This window comes from Marinobacter lipolyticus SM19 (assembly GCF_000397065.2).
GTDB lineage: Bacteria > Pseudomonadota > Gammaproteobacteria > Pseudomonadales > Oleiphilaceae > Marinobacter > Marinobacter lipolyticus.
This window is the reverse complement of the sequence record NZ_KE007329.1, coordinates 1-23746: the sequence shown is the minus strand read 5'-3', so window position 1 is coordinate 23746 and position 23746 is coordinate 1. Positions and strand designations below refer to the sequence as shown.

The 23746-nt window shown below is 56.1% G+C and carries 22 protein-coding genes; 10 read left to right on the top strand and 12 right to left on the bottom strand.

What is annotated here, in order from left to right; translation table 11 throughout:
• Positions 1–38 precede the first annotated feature (38 nt).
• The 3 genes from pyrH to rpsB form a co-directional block, all read right to left on the bottom strand.
• Entirely contained in the window at positions 39–767 is a 729-nt protein-coding gene (gene pyrH, locus MARLIPOL_RS17020) for a UMP kinase (RefSeq protein ID WP_012139564.1), read from the bottom strand.
• 188 nt (positions 768–955) lie between these two features.
• Complete coding sequence (gene tsf, locus MARLIPOL_RS17015; protein WP_012139563.1) at positions 956–1825, bottom strand: translation elongation factor Ts; 870 nt, start codon at positions 1823–1825, stop codon at positions 956–958.
• A gap of 89 nt (positions 1826–1914) precedes the next feature.
• Positions 1915–2667, bottom strand: coding sequence for a 30S ribosomal protein S2 (rpsB, locus tag MARLIPOL_RS17010; protein ID WP_012139562.1), 753 nt, complete (start codon positions 2665–2667; stop codon positions 1915–1917).
• Between the two features lie 250 nt (positions 2668–2917).
• Here rpsB and map point away from each other — a divergent pair, with 250 nt between their 5' ends.
• Genes map through dapE form a run of 6 tightly spaced genes read left to right on the top strand, consistent with a single transcriptional unit; the run spans position 2918 to position 10056 of the window.
• Positions 2918–3688 carry a type I methionyl aminopeptidase gene (gene map / locus MARLIPOL_RS17005; RefSeq protein ID WP_012139561.1) on the top strand — a complete coding sequence of 257 codons (771 nt, stop codon included), beginning with the start codon at positions 2918–2920 and terminating at the stop codon, positions 3686–3688.
• Positions 3689–6334, top strand: coding sequence for a [protein-PII] uridylyltransferase (locus MARLIPOL_RS17000; protein ID WP_012139559.1), 2646 nt, complete (start codon positions 3689–3691; stop codon positions 6332–6334).
• Positions 6331–7533, top strand: coding sequence for a succinyldiaminopimelate transaminase (gene dapC, locus MARLIPOL_RS16995; RefSeq protein WP_012139558.1), 1203 nt, complete (start codon positions 6331–6333; stop codon positions 7531–7533). The genes MARLIPOL_RS17000 and dapC overlap by 4 nt, the downstream gene beginning before the upstream one ends.
• Positions 7530–7877 carry an ArsC family reductase gene (locus MARLIPOL_RS16990; protein ID WP_012139557.1) on the top strand — a complete coding sequence of 116 codons (348 nt, stop codon included), beginning with the start codon at positions 7530–7532 and terminating at the stop codon, positions 7875–7877. Before dapC ends, MARLIPOL_RS16990 begins: the two co-directional genes overlap by 4 nt.
• 27 nt (positions 7878–7904) lie before the next feature.
• Positions 7905–8933, top strand: a complete 1029-nt coding sequence (dapD, locus tag MARLIPOL_RS16985; RefSeq protein WP_012139556.1) for a 2,3,4,5-tetrahydropyridine-2,6-dicarboxylate N-succinyltransferase — start codon at positions 7905–7907, stop codon at positions 8931–8933.
• Positions 8920–10056, top strand: coding sequence for a succinyl-diaminopimelate desuccinylase (gene dapE / locus MARLIPOL_RS16980; protein WP_012139555.1), 1137 nt, complete (start codon positions 8920–8922; stop codon positions 10054–10056). The genes dapD and dapE overlap by 14 nt, the downstream gene beginning before the upstream one ends.
• 2 nt (positions 10057–10058) lie before the next feature.
• On the opposite strand, the gene MARLIPOL_RS16975 is transcribed toward dapE, so the two are convergent.
• A complete protein-coding gene (locus tag MARLIPOL_RS16975) occupies positions 10059–10274 on the bottom strand; it encodes a SlyX family protein (RefSeq protein ID WP_012139554.1) in 216 nt (71 codons plus the stop codon).
• A 217-nt stretch (positions 10275–10491) separates the two neighbouring features.
• Here MARLIPOL_RS16975 and MARLIPOL_RS18945 point away from each other — a divergent pair, with 217 nt between their 5' ends.
• A complete protein-coding gene (locus MARLIPOL_RS18945) occupies positions 10492–11037 on the top strand; it encodes a cold-shock protein (protein ID WP_012139553.1) in 546 nt (181 codons plus the stop codon).
• Between the two features lie 57 nt (positions 11038–11094).
• Here the strand turns inward: MARLIPOL_RS18945 and MARLIPOL_RS16965 are convergent, their stop codons facing one another.
• The 4 genes from MARLIPOL_RS16965 to gloA all read right to left on the bottom strand — a co-directional run bounded on the left by MARLIPOL_RS16965 (position 11095) and on the right by gloA (position 14850).
• Positions 11095–11472, bottom strand: a complete 378-nt coding sequence (locus MARLIPOL_RS16965) for a hypothetical protein (protein WP_012139552.1) — start codon at positions 11470–11472, stop codon at positions 11095–11097.
• The gene (locus tag MARLIPOL_RS16960) at positions 11444–12850 is read right to left on the bottom strand and encodes a hypothetical protein (protein WP_012139551.1); all 1407 of its coding nucleotides are present in this window, start codon (positions 12848–12850) and stop codon (positions 11444–11446) included. Before MARLIPOL_RS16960 ends, MARLIPOL_RS16965 begins: the two co-directional genes overlap by 29 nt.
• 61 nt (positions 12851–12911) lie before the next feature.
• Entirely contained in the window at positions 12912–14318 is a 1407-nt protein-coding gene (locus MARLIPOL_RS16955) for a mannose-1-phosphate guanylyltransferase/mannose-6-phosphate isomerase (RefSeq protein ID WP_012139550.1), read from the bottom strand.
• 91 nt (positions 14319–14409) lie between these two features.
• Entirely contained in the window at positions 14410–14850 is a 441-nt protein-coding gene (gene gloA, locus MARLIPOL_RS16950) for a lactoylglutathione lyase (RefSeq protein WP_012139549.1), read from the bottom strand.
• A gap of 31 nt (positions 14851–14881) precedes the next feature.
• Here gloA and MARLIPOL_RS16945 point away from each other — a divergent pair, with 31 nt between their 5' ends.
• From MARLIPOL_RS16945 to MARLIPOL_RS16935, 3 genes are all read left to right on the top strand, one after another.
• Positions 14882–15838: a DUF1853 family protein gene (locus MARLIPOL_RS16945; protein WP_051123178.1), complete on the top strand. Its 957-nt coding sequence runs from the start codon at positions 14882–14884 to the stop codon at positions 15836–15838.
• Between the two features lie 52 nt (positions 15839–15890).
• Entirely contained in the window at positions 15891–17768 is a 1878-nt protein-coding gene (locus MARLIPOL_RS16940) for an MFS transporter (protein ID WP_012139547.1), read from the top strand.
• A 143-nt stretch (positions 17769–17911) separates the two neighbouring features.
• Entirely contained in the window at positions 17912–18757 is an 846-nt protein-coding gene (locus MARLIPOL_RS16935) for a substrate-binding periplasmic protein (protein ID WP_012139546.1), read from the top strand.
• On the opposite strand, the gene MARLIPOL_RS16930 is transcribed toward MARLIPOL_RS16935, so the two are convergent.
• The 4 genes from MARLIPOL_RS16930 to MARLIPOL_RS16915 form a co-directional block, all read right to left on the bottom strand.
• Complete coding sequence (locus tag MARLIPOL_RS16930; protein ID WP_012139545.1) at positions 18754–20535, bottom strand: phospholipase effector Tle1 domain-containing protein; 1782 nt, start codon at positions 20533–20535, stop codon at positions 18754–18756. The genes MARLIPOL_RS16935 and MARLIPOL_RS16930 overlap by 4 nt on opposite strands.
• Positions 20513–21019 (bottom strand): DUF3304 domain-containing protein, encoded by a 507-nt coding sequence (locus MARLIPOL_RS16925; protein ID WP_012139544.1) that lies wholly within the window; start codon positions 21017–21019, stop codon positions 20513–20515. The genes MARLIPOL_RS16930 and MARLIPOL_RS16925 overlap by 23 nt, the downstream gene beginning before the upstream one ends.
• A complete protein-coding gene (locus MARLIPOL_RS16920) occupies positions 21016–21867 on the bottom strand; it encodes a DUF4123 domain-containing protein (protein WP_145768817.1) in 852 nt (283 codons plus the stop codon). The genes MARLIPOL_RS16925 and MARLIPOL_RS16920 overlap by 4 nt, the downstream gene beginning before the upstream one ends.
• A 4-nt stretch (positions 21868–21871) precedes the next feature.
• The coding region (locus MARLIPOL_RS16915; protein ID WP_082446224.1) for a type VI secretion system Vgr family protein at positions 21872–23746 on the bottom strand (1875 nt) is incomplete at its 5' end.

The window sequence follows — 23746 nt, the reverse complement described above, 5'->3', positions numbered from 1 at the left end:
GTTTCCCGACCGCTATGCTGCAGGCCGGATCAACCATATTATTCGATCAGTGTACCTTCTTTTTCGCCGGTCACGATGCGAGTCAGGGCACCTGGGCGATTCATATCAAATACCCGCAGCGGCATACCGTGATCCCGCGCCAGACAAATTGCGGTCAGGTCCATGACGCCGAGCTTCTTGTCCAGCACTTCGTCATAGGTCAGATTGTCATATTTTTCTGCAGACGAATCGAGATGTGGATCCGCCGAATAGACCCCATCCACCTTGGTTGCCTTGAGAACCGCATCCGCCTCAATCTCGATCCCGCGAAGGCAGGCAGCGGAATCCGTGGTAAAGAAGGGATTGCCAGTGCCAGCACAGAAGATCACCACATCACCGTCTTTCAGGTCACGAACAGCGCGACGGCGATCATAGTGCTCAACGATACCGCTCATGGGAATGGCCGACATGACACGGGTACGGATGTTTGAGCGCTCAAGGGCATCACGCATGGCCAGACCGTTCATCACGGTGGCCAGCATGCCCATGTGGTCACCGGTTACCCGATCCATGCCTGCCGCATTCAGGGCTGCGCCACGGAACAGGTTACCACCACCTATAACCAGGCCCACCTGAACACCAATACCGATCAGGGCACCGATTTCCAGCGCCATGCGGTCAAGAACTTTGGGATCAATACCGAAATCGTGCTCGCCCATCAGGGCTTCGCCACTGAGCTTGAGCAAAACACGCTTGTATCTTGGCTGGGTTTTCGATGATGTCGGCATGGTGATCCCCTTTTCGTCTGTTGGCTGCTATCTGGCGCGACAAGCTTCGCAGGCTTGTATCTGACATACTCCTCAACAAAAAGGGGTATCTCAGATACAAGCCCGCCACGAAAGCCGGGTCACCCCAACTGACGTGGCAGACTCAGGCGGCACTGCAACCACAAGGGCTGCAGCGCCAATCAGAAGGATCAGGCCTTACCTGTGCCGGCTGCAGCAGCAACCTCGGCAGCAAAGTCCACTTCTTCCTTCTCAATACCTTCACCCACTTCCAGACGAACAAAACCAACCAGCTCACCGCCAGCGGATTTGATCAGCTCACCCACAGTCTGGTCCGGGTTCTTGACGAAAGGCTGCTCAACAAGGCTGTTCTCCTTGAGGAACTTCTTGATGCGGCCGCCCATCATCTTCTCAACGATTTCGGCAGGCTTGCCTTCCATGTCCGGCTGGGCCTTGATGACTTCTTTTTCTTTCTCGAGCTCATCAGCAGGCATGTCTTCCGGCTTGCCAACCCGTGGGTTAACAGCGGCAGCGTGCATGGCGATGTCACGGGCAACTTCGGAGTCACCAGCGGTCAGGGCCACGACAGAAGCGATCTTGTTGTTGCTGTGGACATAGCCACCAACAACCGGACCTTCAACTTTAACGATGCGACGAACGGTGATGTTCTCGCCAATCTTCTGAACCAGCGCTTCACGCTTGGCTTCCAGATCGCCTTCCATCAGCTTGGCCACGTCGGCTTCACCCTTTTCAAAGGCAACATCCAGAACGTCGTTGGCGAAGTTGATGAAGTTGTCATCACGGGCAACGAAGTCGGTCTCGGAGTTGACTTCCAGAATGAAAGCAACGGTGTTGTCGTCGGAGATCTTGATCAGAGATACGCCTTCAGCGGCGGTACGACCAGCCTTCTTGGCGGCTTTCAGGCCAGAAGACTTACGCAGCTCTTCGATAGCAGCGTCAACACTGCCACCAGCTTCTACCAGTGCTTTCTTGCACTCCATCATGCCAAGGCCGGTACGCTCACGCAGCTCTTTGACCATTGCAGCGGTAATTGCAGCCATGTTCAATCCTCTTGTTCCGAATTCGGTGGGGAGGTGTGCCCGGAGTTATTCACGGGCACACCCTACATCTCAAACCTGAAGGGAAAACATCACTCAGCGGCTGGAGCAGCACCTTCAGCATCTTCACTGACTTCAACAAACTCGTCAGCGCCGGCACCGGCAGACTGAGCTGCGTCGATGCAGGTATCGGCAACGGCCTTCACGTAGATCTGGATAGCGCGAATGGCGTCATCGTTGCCTGGAATTACGTAGTCAACACCGTCAGGATCGCTGTTGGTATCAACAACACCGATAACAGGAATGCCCAGCTTGTTGGCTTCCTTGATAGCGATGCGCTCGTGGTCAACGTCAATCACGAACAGTGCGTCCGGCAGGCCGCCCATATCCTTGATACCGCCGATGGAACGCTCGAGCTTGTCCATCTCACGGGTACGCTCAAGAGCTTCTTTCTTGGTCAGCTTGTCGAAAGTACCGTCCTGACTCTGGGCTTCCAGATCACGGTAGCGACGGATGGACTGACGAATCGTCTTGTAGTTGGTCAGCATACCACCCAACCAGCGGTGGTTTACGAACGGCTGACCAGCGCGCTCAGCTTCTTCCTTGACGATTTTCGCTGCGGCACGCTTGGTACCTACGAACAGAACCTTGTTCTTGTTCTCTGCCAGTTGCTGAACGAACTTGAGCGCGTCGTTCATGGCAGGAACAGTCTGTTCCAGGTTGATGATATGAATCTTGTTGCGGGCGCCGAAGATGAACTTCGACATTTTCGGGTTCCAGTAACGGGTCTGGTGACCGAAGTGAGCACCTGCCTTGAGCAGGTCACGCATATTTACCTGAGCCATGATATTTACCTTTTAGCTTCGGGTTAGTCCTCCACGCGTCCGATTGACCCAACCATTCGCCTTAAAACAGGAGATGGCACCCTGGGACAACGTGTCGACACGTGTGTGAATTTGCCGGATTTGTTTCCAGCGGGCGCGTTTATACCATAAATCGGCTGCGCCACGCCATTATTTTTGCCATCAACCTTCCTTGTACCCAGCCCCTCTCCCCCTTAAAATGCCGTTTTGATACACATCAACGGGAACCCCAATGCAGGTATCGATCAAAACTCCGGAAGAAATCGAGAAGATGCGCGTCGCAGGCCGCCTGGCTGCAGAAGTTCTTGAGATGATCGGGGAGCACGTCAAACCCGGCGTCACCACCGAAGAACTGGACCGCATCTGTCACGACTATATTGTGAATGAGCAAAAGGCGATCCCGGCCCCCCTGAATTACAAGGGATTTCCGAAGTCGATCTGCACTTCTGTCAATCACGTTATCTGCCACGGCATCCCCTCCGAGAAAAAGGTACTTAAGGACGGGGACATCCTGAACATCGATGTGACCGTTATAAAGGACGAGTACCACGGTGACACCAGCAAGATGTTTATCGTTGGCAAACCCAAGCCCGGTACCGAACGCCTGATCAACATAACCCAGGAATGCCTATATAAAGGCATAGAACTGGTTAAGCCGGGCACCCGCCTGGGCGATATCGGCCATGTGATCCAGCAGCACGCAGAAAAGCACCGCTACTCGGTGGTTCGGGATTACTGCGGTCACGGCATCGGCAAAGTGTTCCATGAAGAGCCCCAGGTGATGCATTACGGCAAGCCGGGCACTGGCCTGGAACTGCAGGAAGGTATGACCTTCACCATCGAGCCGATGATCAACCAGGGCAAGTACCACACGAAACTGTTGCCGGACGGCTGGACCGTCGTGACCAAAGACCACAAACTATCGGCCCAGTGGGAACACACCCTTCTGGTGACGGCCGACGGCTGCGAAGTCCTGACAAAACGTACGGAAGAGTCTATCTAAGTGGACCTAAGCGAGCTGGAATCCCGCATCAGCAACGACATTTCTCCCGTAGTCGCCGCACGCGAGTTACTGCGGGAACGGTACAATGCGGATGCGGAAGCATTCCGCCAGGGAGCGGATGTCAGGGCCCTCGTGCATTCCCGGGCCGACACTGTGGATACCACTCTGCGGTTGATCTGGAATCGCTACCCGTTTTCGACATCCACCGACATATCGCTGGTTGCCGTCGGTGGTTACGGTCGCGGCGAGCTCCACCCCCACTCAGACATTGATCTGCTGATACTGACCCGCAACGGCATCCGTAAGGAATGGCAGGAAGACCTGGGTGCTTTTATCACCTTGCTCTGGGACCTGAAACTGGACATTGGCCACAGTGTTCGCAGCATCGAGGAGAGCAAGGCCGCTGCCCGGGAAGATATCACCATCCTCACCAACCTGCTTGAAACCCGAACCATCGCCGGCCCTGATGAGCTACGGGAAATCCTCAGTGAGCAGGTTTATGCCGATGACGTCAGCTCCGATCGTGAGTATTTCATCGCCAAACGGGAGGAACAGCAGCAACGCCACAAGAAATACGGCGATACTGAGTACAACCTGGAACCCAACGTCAAGGGTTCACCGGGTGCCCTTCGAGATATACAGACCATTGGCTGGATCACCAAACGCCATTTCGGCCTGCAGAACATTGCGGACCTGACTCGCTTCAGCATCCTGACCGAGGAAGAACACCAGATCCTGTTCCAGGGCGAAACGTTCCTGTGGCGCCTGCGTTTTGGCCTGCAACTGATTGCCGACCGCAATGAAAACCGCCTGCTGTTTGACCATCAGCGCGCCCTGGCGGAGATGCTGGGATATAAGGATGAAGGCAAGCGACTGGGCGTCGAGCTGATGATGCAGTCGTACTACCGCACCGTACTGGCCCTGGCGGAACTGGCTGACGTTATCCTGCAATATTATGACGAAGCGATTCTCGGCGCCGGCGATGCCGATGACATACAGCCCCTTAACAAACGCTTCCAGATTCGCAACCGCTACATCGAAGCAGTGAACAATCAGGTTTTCGCCTACGCCCCCTACTCCATCATGGAGATCTTCGTGCTGATGGCCCAGCACCCGGAAATCAAGGGCATACGGGCGACCACCATTCGTTCCCTGCGGGCGCACCGTCACCTGATTGATGATGCTTTCCGCTCTGACTTGGCGGTGACTTCACTGTTCATGGAGTTGTTGAGGACGCCTCACGAGCTGGACCAGACCCTGTCCGCCATGAAGAAGTACAACGTACTGGGTCGTTACCTGCCGGAATTTGGCCAGATCATCGGTCAGATGCAGCACGACCTGTTCCACATTTACACCGTGGATGCCCATACCATGAGGGTCATCCGCAACATGGCCCGGCTGACCAGTCCGGAGGCGCGCACAGAGTATCCGCTGGCTTCCCGGCTGATACATCGCCTGCCTAAACTGGAAACCCTGTTTATCGCCGGCCTCTATCACGATGTCGCGAAAGGTCGCGGTGGTGACCATTCGGAACTGGGGGCCATCGACGCGGAAGATTTTTGCCAGCGCCACCATCTCAGTGAGCGTGACACCCAACTGGTCTCCTGGCTGGTGGAGAATCACCTGCTGATGTCCATGACCGCCCAGCGCAAGGACATTTCCGATCCGGACATCATCCACGCCTTCGCACAATCGGTTCCGAGTCAGGCGCATCTGGATTACCTGTACGTCCTCACGGTTTGCGATATCAGTGCCACCAACCCCAAGCTCTGGAATACCTGGCGGGCGTCGCTTTTGCGCCAACTTTACATCGAAACCAAACGAGCGCTGCGCCGGGGCACGGAAACCCCGGTGGATCGCCAGGAGTGGGTGCGGGCAACACAGTCCGAAGCCCGGGAAATCCTGCATGCCCAGAACATGACTGACGAGCAGATCGACAGTATCTGGGACACCCTGGACGAGGACTATTTCCTCCAGGACTCCACCGTGGATATCGCCTGGCAGACCGCGGCCATCATTCGCCACGGCGACAATCCCGACCCACTGGTGCTGATTCGTGATACCCGTGGCGGCCCCACCGATGGTTATTCCCAGATCATCATCTACATGCGTGACCGGGTCGCGCTGTTTGCCGCGACCACCGCGGTGCTGGAACAGCTCAACCTCAACATCGTTGACGCACGGATCAGTTCCAGCGAGAGCCCCTACTCCATCAGTTCGTACGTGGTGCTGGATGAAAAAGGCCAGCCCCTGGGCATTGACCCGGCCCGCAAGAACCGCGTACGTCAACGGCTGATCGAGGAACTGGACGACCCTGAAGACTACCCTGACATCATTCATCGCCGTACCCCCAGGCAACTCAAGCACTTCGCCTTTCCTACCGAAGTCACCCTGTCCAACGACACCATCAATCAGCGCACAGTGATTGAGGTCATCACTCCGGACAGACCCGGGCTGTTGGCAAGGGTTGGCCAGGTTCTGCTTGAGCATCGCGTCAGGCTGACCAACGCTAAAATCGCCACCCTGGGGGAGCGCGTGGAAGATGCCTTCTTCGTTACCGACGAGCAGGGTGAGCAAATCAGCGATCCTGCCGTCTGTCAGGCCCTGCAGGAAGACCTTCGTAAAATGCTGGACGACACTCAATGAATCCCAATCTGGACCGATTACACCCTTACCCGTTTGAGAAGCTGGCCAAACTGAAGGCGGGCATTTCCGTACCCGAGCATCTGGCGCCTATTTCACTGGGCATTGGCGAACCCAAACATCCGTCACCGGCCTTCGTCAAACAGGTCATCGCAGACAATCTGGATAAGCTGGCCAATTACCCCACCACCCGGGGAACCGACGAACTGCGACAAGCCATCAGCCAATGGGCGACACGCCGCTTTGACCTGAAGCCCGGCAGCCTGTCCGCCAGCGACCACGTTGTCCCGGTCAATGGTACCCGTGAGGGTATTTTTTCTCTGGTTCAGGCCGTGGTAGACGCCAGCAAACACGGCACCGTGGTCAGCCCCAATCCGTTTTACCAGGTCTACGAGGGCGCCGCCTTTCTTTCAGGCGCGACGCCCGTTTACTTGCCCTGCGACGGCAGCAACGGCTTTATCCCGGATTTCGATCAGGTTCCCGATGACGTCTGGCAAAACTGCCAGATACTGTTCCTCTGCTCACCGGGCAACCCCAGTGGCGCCGTCATTCCCCGAGAAACACTCATTAAAGTGATCGAACTCGCGGACCGCTATAACTTCATCGTTGCCTCCGACGAGTGCTACTCCGAGCTCTACCCAGACGAATCTCAGCCGCCGGAAGGCCTGCTGCAGACCTGCGCGGCCATCGGTCGAGACGATTTTTCCCGCTGCGTGGTCTTCCACAGCCTGTCAAAACGAAGCAACCTGCCCGGACTGCGCTCAGGCTTTGTGGCAGGTGACGCCGATATCCTGAAAGGGTACCTGAAATACCGCACCTATCACGGCTGCGCCATGCCCATCCACAATCAGCTGGCCAGCATTACCGCCTGGCAGGACGAGGATCACGTGCGGGAGAACCGTGCCGCCTACCGCGCCAAGTTCGAAGCCGTGGTGCCCATCCTGCGGGAAGTCATGTCCGTTGACTATCCTGACGCCGGGTTCTACCTCTGGCCCGAAACCCCAATGGATGACGAGACCTTCGCGCGGGAGCTTTCCGCCCAGCAGAACGTCCATGTGCTGCCGGGGCGCTACCTGTCCCGAACTGTGGATGGCCACAACCCCGGCGAAAACCGGGTCCGCATGGCGCTGGTCGCGCCGCTGGAAGAGTGTATTGAAGCTGCGAAACGCATCGCAGAATTTGTAAAGGCAAACAAGGCATGAAGATTTACGGCATCAAGAACTGCGATACGGTCAAGAAAGCCCGCAAATGGCTGGATGAACAAGGCGTCCCCTACGAATTTCACGACTTCAGGAAAGACGGGCTGGATGGCGCCCTGCTCTCACGCCTGGAACAGTCTGTCGGCTGGGAAACCCTGCTGAACCGACGGGGAACGACCTGGCGCAAACTTCCCGAAGACGTTCGTGATACCATTGATGCCCAGTCCGCCCATGACATCATGTTAGAGAACCCGTCCATCATCAAACGACCCGTGGTCGAGCATGAAGGGAATGTCAGCGTAGGCTTCAGTGCCGACGAATGGGCCACCCGTTTTTCCACAGAATGAATCTGAGACAATAGGAGCAACCACCTGATGAGTTTTGCATTCGGTATCGGTATCGGCACCCAAAACAACCAGGGCGAATGGCTGGAAGTATTTTATCAGCAGCCGGTGATGACACCCGATAACAGCCTGATAGAAGTGGCGGGCAACTCGCTCGGTTACACGGGCGGAAATCAGGCGCTTCAGGTCACCGGCGATGATCTGAATGCGCTTTCCGAGGCACTGCGTCAGGTGGGGAACACCGATCAGGCGAGCCTGGCTGAGAAAGCTTCCAAAAGTACTCGTCCGGTAGTGGTCACCATCCTTGAAACCGATGACACGGCTTCCAGCACGCCAGAGGTATACCTGAAGCTGCACCTGATCTCTCACCGCATGGCCAAACCCCATGGTGTGAAACTGGACGGCATCTTTGGTCTGCTGCCAAACCTGGCATGGACCAACGAAGGCGCGATCGACCTGAACGAATTACCTGAGCGCCAGCTGAAAGCCCGCCTGGAGGATCGCATCCTCGAAGTGAAGTCCGTGGACAAATTCCCGCAGATGACCGATTACGTGGTTCCCAAAGGCGTGCGTATCGCTGACACCGCACGGGTTCGCCTGGGCGCCTATGTGGGCGAAGGCACCACCGTCATGCACGAAGGTTTCATCAACTTCAACGCCGGCACCGAAGGCACCAGCATGATCGAAGGCCGCATCTCTGCCGGCGTCATGGTTGGCCAGGGCTCGGATCTGGGTGGCGGCTGCTCCACCATGGGCACCCTGTCCGGTGGTGGCAACATCATCATTTCCGTGGGCGAGAACTGCCTGATTGGTGCCAATTCCGGCATCGGCATTCCGCTGGGTGACCGCTGCAAGGTGGAAGCCGGCCTGTACATCACCGCCGGTACCAAGGTGGCACTACTGGATGACAACAACGAGCTTGTAGAAGTGATCAAGGCCCGCGATCTGGCCAATCAGCCTGATCTGCTGTTCCGTCGCAACAGCCAGACCGGCGCCGTGGAGTGCAAGTCCAACAAAACCGCGATCGAGCTGAACGAAGAACTGCATGCAAACAACTAATTCCCCAACGCTCGATCTGGCCATCGACCTGATTCGCCGGCAATCCGTCACACCGGATGATGCCGGCTGCCAGGACCTGATGATGTCCCGGCTGTCCGCACTCGGCTTTGAGGGCGAATCACTCCGGTTTGGCGACACCGACAACCTCTGGGCCCGGAAGGGCTCAGAGGGGCCGGTACTGGCCTTCGCCGGCCATACCGATGTCGTCCCCACCGGTCCCGAGAAGAACTGGGCCCACCCACCCTTTGAGCCGGTCATACAGGACGGCTACCTCTACGGCCGCGGGGCCGCAGACATGAAGGGCAGTCTGGCGGCGTTCATAACAGCCTGCGAACGCTTCGTGGCAACCCACCCGGATCACCGCGGCTCCATCGCCCTGCTGATTACCAGCGATGAGGAAGGCCCCGCCCAGGACGGCACGGTAAAGGTGGTGAAAACTCTGGAAGACAGGAACGAGAAGATCGACTGGTGCCTGATCGGTGAACCGTCCAGTACCCATGAAGTGGGGGATGTCATCAAGAACGGGCGCCGCGGTTCGTTGCACGGCTACCTGACGGTTCATGGCGTTCAGGGCCATGTTGCCTATCCGCACCTGGCAGAAAACCCTGTGCACTCAGTTGCGCCTGCTCTGGATGCATTGGCTCGTGAGTTCTGGGACAACGGCAATGACTTTTTTCCGCCTACGACCTTCCAGATCACCAAGGTGGAAGCCGGTACCGGCAGCAACATCATCCCCGGTGAATGCCTGGTGCACTTCAATTTCCGTTACTGCACGGAAAACACGGCGGAAAGCCTGGAAGGGCGAGTGGTTGCGGTTCTCGACCGGTTCGGTTTCAACTACGACCTGCAGTGGCACCTGAGCGGTCGTCCGTTCCTGACGGACCGTGGCGCGCTGGTCTCCGCCAGCCAGAATGCCATTCGCACGGTCACTGGTCGGGAAACCGAACTCTCCACTTCCGGTGGCACCTCCGATGGTCGCTTCATCGCGCCTACCGGCGCCCAAGTGGTTGAGTTGGGCCCGATCAACGCCACCATCCACAAAGTGGACGAGTGCGTGAAAGCGGCTGACCTGGATACCCTGTCGGACATCTACGAGCAGGTCCTGATCGAACTGCTGGCATGAAATCAGTAATGCGGGGGCGGGGTTTCCTCGTCCTCCGGCTTGATGTTCGACGGTGACACTTCCTTCAACTGCTTGTTCAGAAGCCGTTTGGCCTCCCACAGTTCCCGGATATCCATTTCCTGCCTGGCCACCTGCTCGCTCAGGGTATTGATAAGGTCATCCTGAAACGCCAGCCGGGTTTCAAGCTCATCCAGTCGTGCTTCCAGATCATTTGTCATTAGTCGTGATTGCTCTCCGCAAACCTTGTGATCCATGTATCTCTCTGACCACTTGCTTGGTCAGCGCTCACCGTTATCTGGTATCATGCCGCTTTTGCCCGCCAAGGCCCGTTTTTTTCGGTCACTTTGGCGGTTATCACCGGCCGGATAAGCGATTTTACCCGATATCCGGCTCTTTATCGTTAGCGTTAAATAAGTAATGGAGAAATCTCAGTCAATGCGTAATCCAGCCAAAGCGATCCTTGTTGCTCTCCTGATCGCCATTCCGTCACCGTTTATCCTCGGTTTTCTGTTGGTCAGCTTTACTCCGGAAGTATTCCAGATTCTATCGAAATCCGAGTCCAGCGAACTGGCAACCAACACGCCGTTCATCCTTGGCAGCGCCCAAGGCATTACTGCCTACATCATCGCCGTTGTGCTTTTTGGCGTTGTCGGCTTCCTGACCGTGGCGTTTGCCGCCAGGCAAGGAGCGAAGCGCTCCAGCTCTGCCCAGTCCCGCCCGGCCAACCAGAACTATGACGAGGACGACGACTTCGACGACACCAGCCCGGAAGGTGATGAGGAAGGTACTGTTAAGTGGTTTAATGTGAAGAAAGGTTTTGGCTTCATCGTTCGCGACAGTGGTGACGAGGTGTTCGTACACTTCCGTGCCATTCGTGGCCGTGGCCGTCGCGTTTTGCGCCAGGGTCAGCTTGTTCGTTTCAACGTTGTTGAAGCTGATAAAGGTCTGCAAGCCGACAACGTCTCCATCCTGAGCGACTGATCACTCCGGATGTTAAAAAGGGGCAGCCAGATGGCTGCCTCTTTTTGTTGGAACCCTTCAGTTCCAGACCACCAGTTGTTCGCCACGGTCATCCAGACGCCACCACTTTTCATCCTCAACCGGCTCGCCCTCTTTCCACTCTCCCGGGCTACAGCGAACTTCCGTATCCATCGAGCGCCAGGCACTGCGAGCGATCTCCAGATCTGTGTTCCAGGGCAGCGACGCGCCTTCAAGCACCAGGCAGGTATAGCGCTTACCAGAAGCCCCCGGATACAGACTGATATTGACGGTCACGCCTTCGTATAGTGCCCGGCCCTTGATGGCCTTTGCGTCGACCTGCTGGTCATCCAGTTCAAGCTGATCCAGGTGACTGGATAACCACTGCGAAGCCGCCAGAGGCTTCAGGTCACGAATGTATATTTCGAGGTCCTGCACCCGTTGTTTCTCCCCCATCATGATCACAATGGACAACATAGTGAACCGGCCCGGGACGGGCTGCAACCCAACGTTCAAGTTCCTGCTGCAAATCCTCCACCGTCAGGGTGCGCAAATTACCGACAGCCTCTCGCTCATGCCAGGCCACCTCGACAGCCGCCCGCTCAATTTCCAGCTGCGCCAGGCTGCCTTCCAGCTCTCCCAACGGCTCCTCGCGGGCAAGCGACACCAGGCATTGCCGGCGTAATGTGTCCATCTGGCCGGCCAGCGCCATGGCATCCACCGGGCCACGGCTTGCATACAGGTTCAGCCTGGCGGCAGCTCTCTCAACCCACCGGAGCATGCCTCCCGGAGACCCAACTGCCCGGCTCCTGCACCCGGCTGCGTAGCTCATGACCGTATCGGACAGACGTATATTCCACTGTTTCTCAATGGCTGGCTGGTGGGCTATCAAAACGGATTTCTTCTGGGCATATCCGCAATCAGGCATGTCGAAGATATCCATGGATCGTCCGAGCCAGCGCTCAAGTTGCGTGACAGCTCCGGTGGATTCCTGACCAGAAGGCCCCAGCAACAGCAGTGGCCCCTGCCACGACAATACCAATTGCGCAGCAAAGCTTTCCCACCGACCAGCCAGGATAACGGCATCCGCCGGGGATACATTGTCGAGGATAAGCGCTGGCCAATTCCGAGGGGCCACATGACCACCGGGAACAGCAGGGAGATCACTGGCCACCAGTTCCGATTCCCGCCGCAGGTCCAACTCCACGTATCCATTCTCCAGACACGGTAACAAAGATGTCAGCCAGGAGGATTTCCCTGTCCCCCGATCCCCACGAATCCAGATCAGTGCATCGGATGCAGCAGCCATCGTAACCGCGACTTCCTCCGCCAGGGACAGCCACTTCAGGTCACTGATGACAACGGGGAGTTTGTCAGGGCCCTCCCCTGTTTCTGCCCCGGCGTTCCAGCCAGACAATGGCCATTCCCCGACCAGTTCCAGTACGGACACATAAGCTTTCTCCTGAAGTCGCTCGGCATTCACGGCGAGCGTGGAGAGCAGTACTGGCCAGTCCAGCCAGGGGGCATCGGAGATTTCGCGAGCGGAAGAGAACCAATACAGAAGTTGCGAAGAGAGGCGGCCTTCACCACCCACCTCCGTGACGATGGGTTGTTCACACTGGACGGTTCTTACCAGTTCGTCCAGATCGACACCTCGCGCCTTCAGGAAGTCGGCTACCACCGACTCGCCTTCAATCAGGGCTAGAAGAAAATCTTCCACGGTGATCGCAAAACCACCGCGATGGGTCACGTGGTCCCGCGCCCGTTGCAGGGCGGTTTGACACAAGGGGCTCAGGCATCCCTGCCAGTCATCCATTCAGCATCTCCTTTGCTCGAGGCTGCCCATCCTGAGCAGCCGGACTTATTAATCGACTTGATCAAACGCGGTTATAGGTGTCCTCGAAGCGGACAATGTCGTCTTCGCCCAGATAGCTACCGGTCTGGACTTCAATCAGCTCAAGCGGAATGACACCAGGATTCGTCAGCCGGTGCGTCACCCCCAACGGAATGTAGGTGGACTGATCTTCCGTCAACAACAGGGTTTCTTCCCCTCTGTTCACCGTAGCGGTACCTTTAACCACTACCCAGTGCTCCGCCCGGTGATGGTGCTTCTGCAGGGACAGGGACGCACCGGGGTTCACGGTAATCCGCTTGACCTGGAAGCGCTCCCCCATCGCAATCCCCTCATAGGTGCCCCAAGGACGGTGGACCTTCTTATGGAAACGGTGCTCCAGGCGCCCCTGGGCCTTCACTTTGGCCACCAGCTTTTTGACGTCCTGTACACGGTTACGATCCGCCACCAGTACCACGTCATCCGTTTCCACGATAACGTGATCACTGACACCGAGTACGGCGATCAACCGCCCTTCAGAGTGGATATAGGAGCCTGAGACATCCTCGGTGATGACATCGCCACGACACACATTGCCCTGTCCGTCCTGTGGCTGGATTTCCCAGAGTGCGGACCACGACCCCACGTCGGACCATCCTGCGTCCAGCGGCACGACTACAGCATCATGGGTCTTTTCCATCACGGCGTAATCGATGGAGTCATCCGGGCAGCTTTCAAATGCAGCCTTTCCGACGCGAGTGAAATCCATATCCGCCTGTCTCTGTTCCCAGGCTTCGCGACAGGCCGCCAGTATCCCAGGCTGATGGGTTTCCAGCTCCTGCAGGTACCGGTCTGCCCTGAACAGGAACATGCCGCTGTTCCAGAAGTAATCGCCCTCACCCAGGTAACGCTCCGCTGTTGCCTCATCTGGCTTCTCGACGAAAGCTGCAACATCCTGGTAACCATTTTTCTTGGCACCGGCCTTGATATAGCCATAGCCAGTGTGAGGCGAGGATGGGACGATGCCAAAAGTCACCAGTTTGCCGGAACGGGCAGCATCGGCGCCCTTTTGCACCGCTTCACGGAACGCTGTGAGATTTTTCAGAACATGATCCGAGGGCATTACCAACAGTAATTCTTCCGGGTTGTCCTCGGCGGCGGCCAGGGCTGCCAAGGCAATCGCAGGTGCCGTGTTACGACCTACCGGCTCAAGGATGATACCCGCTGTGCGCTCGGACGCCTGGACATGGAGCTGGGCGGCGACAACAAAGCGGTGGTCCTCGTTGGTGATGGCCATTACCCGGGCACTGGTATCCAACATGAGCCCCCGCTCAATGGTTTCTGCCAACAGGGAGTCATCGGAGACAACCGGCAAAAACTGCTTCGGGTAGGCTTCTCGGGAAAGCGGCCACAACCGGGTTCCTGAGCCACCGGAAAGAATCACTGCAAGCATGTGTCATCCTTGGTTGAACGTTTCGCGAATTCTAGCGTAAAGCCGCCTGGTTTCCCATTGTGGCCTTGTCGTACCCACTGGTTCGGCGGCCTTACCAGGTCCCTGTATTTTCCATGCTGGACCAGGGTTCCCGGGGTGCCAGCGCTTCGCCTTTCTGAAGTAGCTCAATGGAAATGCCGTCCGGTGAACGCACAAACGCCATGTGACCATCCCTGGGAGGCCGGTTAATAGTGACTCCGTTGGCCTGCAGGTGCTCACACAGAGCATAGATATCATCCACCCGGTAAGCGAGGTGACCAAAGTTGCGACCACCCGAGTATTCTTCCGGGTCCCAGTTATAGGTAAGCTCGATCATCGGAGCCTTATCTTCCCTTGCCCGTGCCTCGTCGTCCGGGGCAGCAAGAAACACCAGCGTGAAGCGGCCCTTCTCACTGCTCTTTCGGTTGATTTCGACCATGCCGAGCACGTCGCAAAAAAATTGCAGGGTCTGCTCCAGGTTGCTGACCCGAATCATCGTGTGAAGATACTGCATATTGCTTCTCCTGTTGCGTTATCCTGCCACCATGAACCAACGTCCTGAAACCACAGCCCATCTTCACTACCGCATTCCAGCCGTGCGCCATCTGGCGTGGATGTGTCATACCCCCCAGCTTATCAGCTCTCCCCTGGCATTTGCTCCGGAAAAATATCTTCCGGAGGATACCGAAGAACGATTGATGGCCTGGGACAGAGCCCCCCGGCTTGGCCCTGCGGTGCTGACAGAGCAGCCTGCCCGACGCCTGGGACACTATTTCGAGCGCCTGTACGAGTGCCTGATACAGGACCTGCTGGGCTGGGAGATTCTGTTGAAGAACCAGCCGGTCAGAAACAACGGTATTACCCTGGGCGAACTGGATTTCGTTGTCCGCAATCCCACCGACAATGTCGTTGAACACCACGAAATTGCCGTGAAATTCTACCTTGGTCACCTTGAGGCGAATCGGGAAACGGCTCTGTGGTACGGGCCCAACGCAAAGGATCGGCTGGATATCAAATCTCAACGACTGATCGGCCACCAAAGCCAGATGACTGAGCGGCCCGAAGCCCGAATCCTTCTCGAGTCACTGGGAATAGAGACGCCCACCCGACCGCGTATATTCATGCCCGGCTACCTATTTTACCCGTTGGGTGAAAAACTTCCCCCTCCCGATCACATTCCGTCAGACCATTTACGGGGTGACTGGCTCTACATCGACGATCTGGACAAGACGGCTAACGCAGGCGTTGTGGGGTATGCAGGAAAAACAGATACCAGAACATGGATTCCGCTGCTCAAACCCCACTGGCTGGGCCCCTGGCGCCAGAAACAGGCCCCCGACCGTCAGGAAACCGAGGAAGCACTCGAGGTTGTTCGTTCAGCCGGCATTCCCCGCCTATTTGCGGTACTGGAGCAATCCCCGGTTGACGGCTACTGGCAGGAGACATCTCGCCTGTTTGTGGTGCCTGACACCTGGCCGGCATCCGACCCCCTGTTTCAGTAACCGGTTTGTGGCAGAATAATCCGCGCCAACTAAACGATGATGGATACATATCATGGACGATCACAGCCAGTTCCGGCTACTTTCCGAACGACGATTTCTGCCGTTTTTCCTGGCGCAGTTCTCAGGGGCCTTTAACGACAATCTGTTCCGCAACATCCTGCTGTTGCTGATCACCTACACCGCCGGTGGCCTGCTGGGCCTGCCCATTGATGTCGTGGTAAATATCGCAGCCTTCCTGTTTATACTGCCCTTTTTCCTGTTTTCCGGCATCGCTGGCCAACTGGCGGACAAGTACGAAAAATCACGGGTGATCCGCTGGGTAAAACTGGTGGAAATCGCCATCATGGCGCTGGCTGCCGTCGGGCTCTGGCACGGCTGGTACGAATCACTCCTGCTGCTGTTGTTCTTGATGGGCGTACAATCCACGTTCTTCGGCCCGGTGAAGTATGCCATCCTGCCCCAGGTGCTCCGGGACGACGAACTGGTGGGCGGAAACGCCCTGGTGGAAATGGGGACCTTCGTGGCCATTCTGGTCGGCACACTGGCTGCTGGCCTGTTAATGGGCAGCAGCCAGCCGGAGAAACTCGCCGCCATCGGGGTTGTAATTCTGGCGGTCATTGGCTACCTGGCGGCGCGACAGGTACCGGTTACCGGTGCAACCAATCCCGAAATGACCATACACCTTCGGCCCCTGCGGGAAACCTGGAACCTGATGCGGCTGGCCGCAGAGAACCATTCGGTGCTGTTGTGCATCATGGCCATCTCCTGGTTCTGGTTCCTCGGCGCCGCTTACCTCACCCAGTTCCCCAGCTTCGCCCAGACCGACCTGATGGGCGACGAAACCGTCGTCACCCTGCTGCTGGCGATATTCACGATAGGCATTGCTCTGGGCTCCGTCGCCTGTGAACGGCTGTCCGGCCATCGGATCGAACTGGGCATTGTGCCCATTGGCTCCCTGGGTATCAGCCTGTTCGGGCTCGATCTCTACTTCAACATGCCCGCCAACCCGGTTCCAACCGATTGGTGGATGATACTCAGCGACAGCCAGCACCGGCAGGTGGCCATTGACCTGTTGGGCATTGGCTTCTTTGGTGGCCTGTTCATCGTGCCGCTTTACGCCTTCGTACAACGGGAAACCCCGGAGGCCCGGCGGGCCCGTGTTATCGCGGCGCTCAACGTATTCAACGCCCTGTTCATGGTGGTCAGTGCCGTTATGGGCATCCTGATGCTGGGCGTTATCGGCCTCAGTATTCCCGAATTCTTCCTGGTACTGTCCATCATGAACCTGGTGGTGGCGGGCTTCGTCTACCAGCAGGTACCGGAATTCGCCCTCCGGTTTATCGTCTGGGTGCTCTCCCACACCATCTACCGGGTTCGTCACGAAGGCCTTCACCATATCCCCGAGGAAGGTCCGGTGCTGTTAGTCTGCAACCACGTCACCTACATGGACGCACTGGTCATCGCTGGTGCGGTACGGCGACCGGTCCGGTTTGTGATGGACTACCAGATTTTCAAAACGCCTATACTCGGATTCATTTTCAGGCTCGCCAAAACCATTCCCATCGGTTCCCGCAACCGGGTGCCGGAGATCTATGACGCTGCTTTCGAGCGCATTGATGAAGAGCTGGACGCAGGCCACGTGGTTTGCATCTTCCCCGAGGGACGACTGACCTCCGATGGTGAAGTGGCCCCCTTCCGTAGCGGAGTCGATATTATCCTCGAGCGCAGGCCTGTGCCTGTGATTCCCATGGCGCTACGGGGGCTTTGGGGCAGCTTCTTCAGCCACTGCGGCGGGCCGGCCCTGAAGCACTTCCCCACCCGGTTCTGGTCGCGGATTGAATTGCTTGCCGGCGAGCCCATACCGGCAGAACAGGCAAGCGCTGAACGACTGGAAGAAACCGTAAAAAATCTGAGGGGAACCGGCCATTAAACGCTGGCCCATGCAACACGGCTGTATAGAGTCGGCTCCATGTTACTCTCTGGGTATAAGATGTTTACGTTCTCTCTTATCGGTGGTGACCTCGCACGCCGGACCGCATTGTCCGGTCCGCACCACCATGCCTGGATGGAAAGATGCCACTGCAAGGACAGCTCAACCGATTCGTGAATCGCCCCTGCAACCTGCTTTTGGGTATGGCACTGACCTGTGCCCTGGCCCCGGGCCTACAAGCCGAGGAGCCACCTCAGAGTGTCAGACTCACCAACGGGCACTGGCCCCCGAACATGGAAAACACCCCTCCCCACTACGGGGTCGTTTCACACATCGTGACCCTGGCTTTTGCCAAACACGACACACCGGTGACCTATGGTTTTTTCCCCTGGTCCAGAGCCCGCATGTTGGCAGAGAAAGGCATGTGGGACGGCTCGGTAGCCTGGACCTGCCGCCCGGAAATGCTCAAGCATTTTCACTTCAGCGACGCCATCATGGCTCACAACTATGTACTGTTCCACCGCACCAACATGGACTTTGACTGGGACAAAGTAAAAGACCTGGAACGCTATCGGGTCGGCCTGACACAAGACTACAACTACGGTAAAGAATTCGAAGAAGCCGTGGCCGCTGGCACCATCAGTGCTGATGTCACTACCTCGGACCAGGCCAACTTCCGCAAACTGGCTGCTGGCCGTATCGACCTGTTTCCTATGGAACCAGCCGTGGGCATGGGCATGCTAAAAAAGTTGAACCTGAGCGACAAAATCACCTTCCACACTACCCCGCTGCAGTCGGATTACCTTTACTTGACCCTGTCCCGGCGGGTGCATGAGAGTGAGCGGTATTTGAAGGAGTTTAATGAAGGACTGGATGAACTGAGGCAATCCGGGCAGCTGGAGGAGTTGATTACTACCTTGCTGCCGGATCTGCCGTTTCGGTATTTGGTGGTGGAAGATGGGGATTCGCGGTGTGGGGCTCAATCCTAGGTGGGGACTTCAACGCCTCTCACAGTAAAATACCGATAACCATGAAAGAGGTTTGCCTGTTGATTGGAGCGAAAATCCATTTTTTCCGGAACCGTATCGTGCATACCATGACTAAACAAAAGCATCACAGCCTCTGGCACGTCATTCGGGAGATTCTGTCCCTCTACCCAATCTCTCCAGCGATATGCCATTGAACATTCATTGCGCAAGACCAATCGTGCATGCTTTGAAACCGATGGGTCCGCCGATTCAAATCTACGGATCAAATCCCTTGCTTCCTCATCGACCTGGTTAAGCCAGCCCCACGACTCATCCAACTCCTCCAGTGCCGTATCCAATCTATCGCGCTCTTGCGCGACCGTCTGCCAACGATTCTCGTCAGAATCAGCCAACGCAGCGACTAACTCACTAACTCTCGAATGCAGCCAACCCGGTAACTCGTCCTGAGAACCCTCAAGAATATTTTTTGCGTGACGATACTCAGCAAATCGTTGGGACTGCCAGTACAGATACAGCATGATATGGGCTCTGAAAGCCTCCTCCGTTAACTCATGCCGGTACTGCCTCATGAAGCGCTCATAGTGACGTACTAATCCGAACATCGTGTGGGAGCCCACGACGTGATTAAACTCAAATTGTTGTGCAATTTCGCGATCGGCTTGTGCAAGATCATCCATATGGGGGATCGGAACCCCAGCCCGATAGGCTGAGTTATACATACGATGTAAGGCTACCGTGGAAAGTTCTGAGCTCGGCTTCTGGTTGCCATCCTCAAGACCACCTCCCACATCCGGACTGATTCCAGGGAATAGTTCCTCCCTCCAGTCATTATTCAATGTTCCCAAGGTCCGTGAGCGACGATAGAAACGACGTTCATGGGCGGCGACCAAATGTAAAGCTGTTGCAACAGCTGGATGCAAGTCTCCCCCATCGTCCAGAACCGGAGTCAATGGATGCATCCAATCGAGCGGTCCCATTTCCGGGTGAGTACGATCAACGCAATCAAAGAAACCCGCAAATTCGACAATAACTTCGATATCGTTATATAAAAACTTTTCAGCAGACTGGGTACATACATTTTCCAACAGGTTCCGGATAAACCGCTTACCTATAGCAGCGCCAAAATCGAACCCGAATACGGAAATCCGAATCGTACGTAATGGTGGTCCCTCAACTGACATTACCTCCTCTACCTTGCGGCGAAACGATCTTTCTGCCATGTCTAACCGGGTTGGCGCGCCTGACATCAACAAGCTGGCAGCAACGGGGGTATCACGTATTGGCTCGAATATTTCAGTACCAGCACGAGTCGCACCGTTCCGAATCTCTTTAACCCAGCCCTTCCAATCCGTAAAAGAATCCTTAAAGGTTTTTGAGAAGGTTTCGTACCAGGGGCGGCCACCACTATTACTTATCGTATGCTTGCCAGCTTCTACTCCAGCTCCATTTTTTTGACCATCTATCCCTGACACGACCTCATCTGGCGTTCGACGGGCAGCGCCACCAAAACCATTGGCGGCATCTGCATCCAATGCAACACCGAGCCCGGAAAAATAGAACTTATCAAAGTACTGAGATTTATCTTCGGAAACGCCATAATGGTAGAGAAACCATAGTTTGGAAATATTAGAGCGCTTCCCTACGCCCTCTTTGCCATCAATCCCCAAGCCCATTCCGTCAAAGAAAAAACCTAGCTGAAGGTCATTGAAGCAACCCGGATTTTCAGCATTTTCCCTACTTAACTTCGCACAGGAGTCAATTACTTTTCTCGAAAACATTAACAAACGCATCCTTGCTTTGTTCTATTTGATAATTGGATCTAGTTGATTCGCTCCAGAAAAATTTCACAGAATCATCAGCGAAAATATGCACATGAAGATAAAGCTCATCATTTGGTCTTTCAGGAATTTCAACCAACAATCTCTTGCTTTGCTTTCTAAGGCCGACATCATATTGTGATTGGGTCACACTTACGGTCCAAGTTAACTCGACTTCCCCAGAGTCAAGCTTTCCACAACAAATTGCACCACCGCTGGTTCCCGGCCCATTTCCATCGTGAGCTGCAGCCCCACCTATCCATTTACCGTTCAAATTTACATCGTGGATAGGGCGATCCACATGGTTGTGGAACACAAACGCAGCGTCCTTAGCTGCAAACGTATAGTTCCACGCAATCGGACTAAAAACTGCTAAAACAAGTATCAATTGCAGCCATACAGGCAACGGATCCAGAACCTTGTTCATTAACCAGCGACCAATCATATACTCCCCTGTTCTACCAGCCCGTCGAGTAACTCAACTAATGGTTTCTGCATACTAACTGCGCGTTCCGCAAGCTCCTTAACTTCGGCGGATGCTGTTTCTTCATTACCTGCTGCCATCTCCAAATACACATAAACCCTTCGATCACCGACGGTCACGATACCCAGTTCGTCAGCTCGATTCAGACAATCCAGCACCCTTTGCCGCTTCACTCCGCCACTCAAACCACAAAACACCTCTGGCGTTTCCTTGGTAAGGCTGCTGATGAGCACATCGATCTCTGGGTTGCCCACCAATTCACGCCACAGATCTCCATCCACTTCCAATGTCCATCCGTCAGAGTTGTCAGATTTCGTTGTTAACGGGAATTCAAAGATCGTTCGAAATTCTCCATTTTCCAACTTGTAGTTCCATGAAACCAAGTTGGCGAAAAGCTCATCGAACCATGCACACTCCACCTGATCTTTCAGTATCTTGATAATTTCCGGGCAGTAGAATCTAAGCAAACACATTTCTTGCTCCGGAGAAATACAGCATAATGCCGGAGCTAATTGACGGCTAAGGTGCTCTCCCTCCGAGTACGCCGCTATCCATGCCTGGCAGGCACCAGCCAGGCTGCTGATACTGGCCTGTTTAAGCCTATCTAAATCAAGCTGAATCAACCAAGGCCCCTCCCTGACCAAATGTAGCTGACTGTCGTCATACACGAGGGGCCACATCCTTCCTGATATCTGATCCAAGGTCACCGCACGCTCTGTGGGCTCAATGAAAGCAAGTTCTGCAATAACGAAAAAGTTCAGCTTCCCATCCGTACTATCAAGCCACTCTCTGGGTACATACTCAATCACGCCTCTAATCTCCACTTACCATAAGTGATCCATGATCCAGCGCTCTCAACCAGCATTCTTTACAGATCTTTGGCAAACTTCGAGATTCCGGACCGACATTTTGTCTAATCGAGGTTTCCGCCAGCTCAGAAGCGTTCGCGCTTTTGTCACGGTGAGTGCCGAGAGTCTCAGGCTTTTCCGGATGCTGAGATTGTTGGCCACTCCCCTTACCCGGCGAACCACCAGAATTAATCTTGATACCCGGCCCAACCAGCGTCACACCACTCGGGTCCAGTTTCAGCAGGCTGCCTCCGGCGGATATGGTGAGTTCGGCACCCGCGTCCAACACCACTTTGGCGCCTGCCTTGTGGTGAATTTCTGTGCCAGCTTCGCTGAGGATGCCTCTACCGGATTTCTGGTGGAAAGTGCAGCCGATGTTCTGGCTGCAGTCACCGCCGACGGACTCCCGCTTTTCGCCATCCACCGTGACGTGGTCATTGCCCTTGATGTGGGCCTTGCGGTGGTTGTCGACGGTCAGGTGGCTGTCGTTGCGGATCACCTCGGTGCGGCTGTTCTCGGTCAGCAGGTCCAGGTCTTTCTGGGCGTGGATGTAGACCTGTTCCTGGTCGGCTTCGTCCTCGAACCTCAGCTCGTTGCTGCCCTCGCCCTTGTGGGTCTGGGTTTTGAGGGTGGTTCTGGTTCTGTGTTCCGGCAGCGCGTACGGCGGTGTGTTGGTGGCGTGATAGGTCCGGCCGGTAATGATGGGCTGGTCCGGGTCGCCATCCAGGAAAGAAACGATGACTTCGTTGCCGATTCTCGGTAAGGCAATGAAGCCATACTGGCCACCTGCCCAGCCCTGGCTGACTCGCAGCCACGCACTGGAGTGTTGATCGTTTTTACTGTAACGGTCCCACGGGAATCGGACTTTGACTCTTCCGTGTTCATCGCAGTGAATCTCTTCCCCTTCCGGGCCGGTGACGATGGCGATCTGGGGGCCGTCCATTAAGGGGCGGTGGTTGATCTGTGGCCGCCAGGTACGGTCCGCAGGGATGGCGTTGAAGGCGTTGTGGTAGATGGTGGCCCCACTGCCCCCCTCTTCCTCCAGGGCCTGGGGCTGTTCGCCGGTGTGGGTGATGCTGGTGAATAGCCATTCCCGGTTCAGGGCCGGGCTGTCGTGGTCGCTGAGTTCCACCTTGACCCCCACGGTGAAGTCGGGGCGGTTGCTCTGGCCGTTGGCAATGGCGGCATCGTTTCTCAGGGCGTCGAGACGGCTTTCAGTGAAGGGCTGGCCACTGGCGTCGGCTTTGAAGCGGCCCGGGTAGTCATAGTGCTGGTAGTCTTCCCGCTGGGCATCCAGTTTGTCGGCCTGCTGTTCGTGCATCAGGGCATAGGCTGGATTTTTGAAGGTGTAGTCCTTCATGGCTACGGAGGCGGCCCTGATCCGCTCCCGGTAACTGAACTGGAAGATGGCACTCTGGCGGGTACTGCCACCGGCCTTGCCATTGTATTCGGCGGGGTCGAGTCTGGGGGCGTCGCCGTGGTGGTCGGCGATGATCAGGGCCGGCTGTTCCTCGCCATCGACGGAGCAGTGGTGGTAGCGATAATGCCAGCCTTCCTCAGCCGCCAGCCGTTCTAAAAAAACCAGGTCGCTTTCCCGGTGCTGGACGCAGTATTCCCGTTCTTCGGGACTACGCTTGAGATCGAACACGGTATCGACAATGCCCCGCTCTTCCAGCAGGGTGCGCACGATGACGTCGGTAGTTTGAGTCTGGAAGATGCGGCTGTTGTGCATCAGGCCCAGGCGCCACAACGGGGGCTGAATGATGACTTCGTAACGGGTGCGGCGGTGACCGGCATCGCCGCGGGCGAATTCGTTGACCACGCCGGTGAAACGCCGCAG

What these genes read in the sequence shown, in the direction of transcription:
- MARLIPOL_RS16960 (WP_012139551.1), bottom strand. Translation starts at nt 12,850, where the DNA reads ATGGATGACTGGCAGGGATGCCTGAGCCCCTTGTGTCAAACCGCCCTG.
- pyrH (WP_012139564.1), bottom strand. Translation starts at nt 767, where the DNA reads ATGCCGACATCATCGAAAACCCAGCCAAGATACAAGCGTGTTTTGCTC.
- MARLIPOL_RS18945 (WP_012139553.1), top strand. Translation starts at nt 10,492, where the DNA reads ATGCGTAATCCAGCCAAAGCGATCCTTGTTGCTCTCCTGATCGCCATT.
- tsf (WP_012139563.1), bottom strand. Translation starts at nt 1,825, where the DNA reads ATGGCTGCAATTACCGCTGCAATGGTCAAAGAGCTGCGTGAGCGTACC.
- MARLIPOL_RS16930 (WP_012139545.1), bottom strand. Translation starts at nt 20,535, where the DNA reads ATGTTTTCGAGAAAAGTAATTGACTCCTGTGCGAAGTTAAGTAGGGAA.
- MARLIPOL_RS16975 (WP_012139554.1), bottom strand. Translation starts at nt 10,274, where the DNA reads ATGACAAATGATCTGGAAGCACGACTGGATGAGCTTGAAACCCGGCTG.
- dapD (WP_012139556.1), top strand. Translation starts at nt 7,905, where the DNA reads ATGAGTTTTGCATTCGGTATCGGTATCGGCACCCAAAACAACCAGGGC.
- MARLIPOL_RS16945 (WP_051123178.1), top strand. Translation starts at nt 14,882, where the DNA reads ATGAACCAACGTCCTGAAACCACAGCCCATCTTCACTACCGCATTCCA.
- dapC (WP_012139558.1), top strand. Translation starts at nt 6,331, where the DNA reads ATGAATCCCAATCTGGACCGATTACACCCTTACCCGTTTGAGAAGCTG.
- map (WP_012139561.1), top strand. Translation starts at nt 2,918, where the DNA reads ATGCAGGTATCGATCAAAACTCCGGAAGAAATCGAGAAGATGCGCGTC.
- MARLIPOL_RS16940 (WP_012139547.1), top strand. Translation starts at nt 15,891, where the DNA reads ATGGACGATCACAGCCAGTTCCGGCTACTTTCCGAACGACGATTTCTG.
- MARLIPOL_RS16925 (WP_012139544.1), bottom strand. Translation starts at nt 21,019, where the DNA reads ATGATTGGTCGCTGGTTAATGAACAAGGTTCTGGATCCGTTGCCTGTA.
- MARLIPOL_RS16955 (WP_012139550.1), bottom strand. Translation starts at nt 14,318, where the DNA reads ATGCTTGCAGTGATTCTTTCCGGTGGCTCAGGAACCCGGTTGTGGCCG.
- dapE (WP_012139555.1), top strand. Translation starts at nt 8,920, where the DNA reads ATGCAAACAACTAATTCCCCAACGCTCGATCTGGCCATCGACCTGATT.
- MARLIPOL_RS16990 (WP_012139557.1), top strand. Translation starts at nt 7,530, where the DNA reads ATGAAGATTTACGGCATCAAGAACTGCGATACGGTCAAGAAAGCCCGC.
- MARLIPOL_RS16935 (WP_012139546.1), top strand. Translation starts at nt 17,912, where the DNA reads ATGCCACTGCAAGGACAGCTCAACCGATTCGTGAATCGCCCCTGCAAC.
- gloA (WP_012139549.1), bottom strand. Translation starts at nt 14,850, where the DNA reads ATGCAGTATCTTCACACGATGATTCGGGTCAGCAACCTGGAGCAGACC.
- rpsB (WP_012139562.1), bottom strand. Translation starts at nt 2,667, where the DNA reads ATGGCTCAGGTAAATATGCGTGACCTGCTCAAGGCAGGTGCTCACTTC.